This window comes from uncultured Allobosea sp., assembly GCF_945956895.1.
GTDB lineage: Bacteria > Pseudomonadota > Alphaproteobacteria > Rhizobiales > Beijerinckiaceae > Allobosea.
The window spans coordinates 1-3,361 of the sequence record NZ_CAMFJF010000149.1; the positions used below are offsets into that span (position 1 = coordinate 1).

Annotated in this window: 4 protein-coding genes; 3 read left to right on the forward strand and 1 reads right to left on the reverse strand. The window is 66.8% G+C overall.

Annotated features, from left to right (window positions below; genetic code table 11):
- Window positions 1-1,055, reverse strand: a 1,055-nt coding sequence (locus tag Q0Q02_RS23555) for an amidohydrolase (RefSeq protein ID WP_293813233.1), incomplete at its 3' end; no start/stop codon positions are given.
- Between the two features lie 194 nt (window positions 1,056-1,249).
- On the opposite strand from Q0Q02_RS23555, the gene Q0Q02_RS23560 reads away from it, so the two are divergent.
- From Q0Q02_RS23560 to Q0Q02_RS23570, 3 genes are all read left to right on the forward strand, one after another.
- Window positions 1,250-1,954 carry an SDR family oxidoreductase gene (locus Q0Q02_RS23560; RefSeq protein WP_293813235.1) on the forward strand — a complete coding sequence of 235 codons (705 nt, stop codon included), beginning with the start codon at window positions 1,250-1,252 and terminating at the stop codon, window positions 1,952-1,954.
- A gap of 159 nt (window positions 1,955-2,113) precedes the next feature.
- On the forward strand, window positions 2,114-2,752 hold the full coding sequence (locus Q0Q02_RS23565) for a lysophospholipid acyltransferase family protein (protein WP_293813237.1): 639 nt from the start codon (window positions 2,114-2,116) through the stop codon (window positions 2,750-2,752).
- Window positions 2,749-3,361: phosphatidate cytidylyltransferase (locus Q0Q02_RS23570; RefSeq protein ID WP_293813239.1), on the forward strand; the 613-nt coding region annotated here is incomplete at its 3' end. The genes Q0Q02_RS23565 and Q0Q02_RS23570, both read left to right, overlap by 4 nt.

The window sequence follows — 3,361 nt, forward strand, 5'->3', positions numbered from 1 at the left end:
TCGCCATTGCCGACATAGGCGAAACAGCCGGGCACATGGTCGAGAAAGCGGGCGAAATCCTCCGAGCCCGTCATCGGCTCGGATGCGGTCGCGACATTGTCGTCGCCGAGCACGGTCCGGGCAGCGGCGAGTGCTTCCTGCGAGAGCGCCGCGTCGTTCACCAGCGGCACGAATTCGCGGGTATAGGTGAACTCGTGGATGAGGTTGTAGCTCTCGGCGGTGCCGCGGGCGATGATGCCCATCTGGCGCTCGATCGCGGCGCTGACCTCGGGGCGGAAGCTGCGGGCGTCGCCGAGGATGCGCGCCGTTCCCGGCAGCACGTTGCGGGTGCCGTCTGTCAGGAGTTCGGTGACCGAGACGACCGCGATGTCGGCCGGGCTCAGGCGGCGCGAGACGATGGTCTGGAGCTGCATCACGAGCGCGCAGGCGGCGACGAGGACCTCGCTGCCGGAATGCGGTCGGGCGGCATGGCCGCCGACGCCTTTCAACACGATCTCGAAATTGTCTTCGGCCGACATGAAGGAGCCGGCGCGCGTCTGGAACTGCCCGATGGCGAGGCCAGGCATGTTGTGCAATCCGTAGATCTCGTCGAAGGGGAAGCGCTCCATCAATCCGCCGTCGAGCATGGCGAGCGCACCGCGCCCCCATTCCTCGGCCGGCTGGAACAGGAAGCGCACCGTGCCGTCGAAACCGCCTTCCTCCGCCAAGAGCTTGGCCGCGCCGAGCAGCATGCTGGTATGGCCGTCATGGCCGCAGGCATGCATCACGCCGGGCGTCTGCGAGCGATAGGGATGCTCGCCCTGCTCGGCGATGCGCAGCGCGTCCATGTCGGCGCGCAGGGCGATGGCGCGGTTGCCGCTGCCGCGCTTGAGCGTTCCAACAACGCCGGTGCCGCCGATGCCCTCGACGACCTCGTCCAGGCCGAATTCGCGCAATTTTGCGGCGACGAAGGCTGAGGTGCGCTTCTCCTCGAAGCCGCATTCGGGATGGGCGTGCAGGTGGCGGCGCCACGCGGTCATCTCGGATTGCAGGGCGTCGAGATCGAGCTTGGACATCGGTGCGGCCTCGCTTCACGGGGTTGCGAAGGGATAGTGCAGATACGCCGAAAGAAGCGCTGCAATCCTGCCCGCAGGATGCAAATTTGTTGCGCTTGGCGACGGGTAGGCAAGCGCCGGGCCGGGTTCGTCACGGCCCGGCCGGAATGCTAGGAATATCGCCGGATTCGCGACAGTCGATGCAGGAGGATGGAATGGCAGTGAACAAGGTCGCCCTGGTCACGGCGGGTGGCAGCGGCATGGGCGCCGCGGCGGCAAAGCGCCTGGCGGCGGATGGCTTCGCCGTCGGAATCCTCTCGTCCTCGGGCAAGGGCGAGGCACTGGCCGCCGAGCTCGGTGGCATCGGGGTCACCGGCTCCAACCAGTCGAACGACGACCTGACGCGCCTCGTCGATCTCGCCATGGAGCGCTGGGGCCGCGTCGACGTCCTCGTCAACAGCGCCGGTCACGGGCCGCGCGCGCCGATCCTCGACATCACCGACGAGGACTGGCATCGCGGCATGGATACCTATCTGCTCAACGCTATCAGGCCGACGCGTCTGGTGACGCCGATCATGCAGCGGCAGAAGGCAGGCTCCATCATCAACATCTCGACGGCCTGGGCCTTCGAGCCGAGCGCGATGTTCCCGACCTCGGCGGTGTTCCGGGCGGGGCTCGCCTCCTTCACCAAAATCTTCGCGGATACCTATGCGGCCGAGAATATCCGCATGAACAACGTCCTGCCCGGCTGGATCGACAGCCTGCCGGCGACGGAGGAGCGGCGCCAGGGCGTGCCGATGCAACGCTACGGCACCAGCGCCGAGATCGCCGGCACCATCGCCTTCCTGGCTTCGAAGGACGCGGCCTATATCACCGGCCAGAACCTGCGCGTCGACGGCGGCATCACCCGTTCGATCTGAGGTCCTCTCCGGGCGCCGTTGCACGGCACCCGGATGCCGTCCCTTCTTCCTGCCACGGCCTCGACCGGATGATGGCAGGGGCGCGCCAGGCGAGCGATATCGACAGGGCTTGAAACAGGCGCTACCTCCTTTGGACGGCTAACGGGGCAGGATCGGGGAATGCGTGGGGCAGGGGCAAGTCTGGCTGGCGCGCTCATCCTCTTCTTCGCCCGCTTCATCACGGCCGTGCGCGGCCGCTGGGCGGGCGTCGCGCCCGCCGACGAGCAGCGCATCTATTTTGCCAACCATGTGAGCCACGGCGATTTCGTCCTGATCTGGACGGTGCTGCCGCGGCGCATGCGCTTCGCGACCCGGCCGGTCGCCGGCAGCGACTATTGGCTGAAGAGCGGCCTGCGCCGCTTCATCGGTCGCGACGTCTTCAATGCGGTGCTGATCGACCGCGATCGCGAGAGCCGCACCAGCGATCCGGTCGCGCAGATGACCGAGGCGCTCGATGCCGGCTCGTCGCTGATCGTCTTCCCGGAAGGCACGCGCAACACCACCGACGCCCGCCTGCTCCCGTTCAAGAGTGGCCTGTTCCATCTGGCGCAGGCGCGGCGGGATGTGGCGCTGGTACCGGCCTGGATCGACAATCTCAACCGCGTCATGCCCAAGGGCGAATTCGTGCCGATCCCGCTGATCTGCACCGTGACCTTCGGCGCGCCGCTTCGCCTCGCCGACGGCGAGACCAAGCCGGATTTCCTGGCGAGGGCCGAGGCCGCCTTGCTCGCCCTGTCCCCGAAGGCGAGCGCGTCATGACGATGCCGCATCCCGACCTTGTGGCCGTTCTCGCCGGCATCCTGGGCGTCCTCGTCGTCGCCTCGACCATCGGCTTCGTGCTGCAGCGCAAGCTCTCGCCCGACGGCTCCAATGCCGTGATCGAGAACCTCAACGACCGTATCCGCGCCTGGTGGGTCATGGTCGTTCTGATGGGGCTGGCGCTGATCGGCGGCAAGACCGGCGTGACCCTGCTCTTCGGCTTCTGCTCCTTTGCGGCGCTGCGCGAGTTCATCACGCTGACCGATACGCGCCGCGCCGACCATTGGGCGCTCGCCGCGGCCTTCTTCGTCGTGCTGCCGGTTCAGTACTATCTGGTCTGGATCGAGTGGTACGGGCTCTATTCGATCTTCATCCCGGTCTACGCCTTCCTGCTGATGCCGATCATTGCGGCGGCCCGCGGCGATACCGAGCATTTCCTCGTGCGCATCGCGGAAGTGCAATGGGCGTTGATGATCTGCGTCTTCGCCACCTCGCACGTTCCGGCTTTGCTCAGCCTCGACATTGCCGGCTACGAGGGCCGCAACGTCCTGCTCATCGCCTTCCTCGTCATCGTCGTGCAGATCAGCGACGTCCTGCAATATGTCTGGG

What these genes read in the sequence shown, in the direction of transcription:
- Q0Q02_RS23560 (WP_293813235.1), top strand. Translation starts at nt 1,250, where the DNA reads ATGGCAGTGAACAAGGTCGCCCTGGTCACGGCGGGTGGCAGCGGCATG.
- Q0Q02_RS23565 (WP_293813237.1), top strand. Translation starts at nt 2,114, where the DNA reads ATGCGTGGGGCAGGGGCAAGTCTGGCTGGCGCGCTCATCCTCTTCTTC.